Source organism: Pseudoalteromonas rubra, assembly GCF_004212645.1.
GTDB classification, from domain to species: Bacteria; Pseudomonadota; Gammaproteobacteria; order Enterobacterales; family Alteromonadaceae; genus Pseudoalteromonas; species Pseudoalteromonas rubra_G.
In genome coordinates this window covers 1-257 of record NZ_PPUZ01000051.1, presented here as the reverse complement: position 1 = coordinate 257, position 257 = coordinate 1, and the positions used below count along the sequence as shown (strand labels likewise).

1 tRNA gene is annotated in these 257 nt (G+C 50.6%); it reads right to left on the bottom strand.

Annotated elements, in window-relative coordinates:
• Nucleotides 1-124 precede the first annotated feature (124 nt).
• Nucleotides 125-201: transfer RNA gene (locus C3B51_RS18110), tRNA-Asp, on the bottom strand.
• Nucleotides 202-257: the final 56 nt, after the last annotated feature.

Below are 257 nucleotides of genomic sequence, written 5' to 3'. Positions count from 1 at the left end.
GACAGGCCGGTATTCTAACCAACTGAACTACCACTCCACGAGTAAATAACGATGTTTGTGACGTCGTTTTGTCATAAACTCAGACTACATTGAATCTGATAATCCAAACTAAACCCTGGCTAGATGGCGGAGTGGACGGGACTCGAACCCGCGACCCCCGGCGTGACAGGCCGGTATTCTAACCAACTGAACTACCACTCCACGGTGGTTTAGCTCGGTGTACTTCTTAAAGATGTTGGCGGAGTGGACGGGACTCG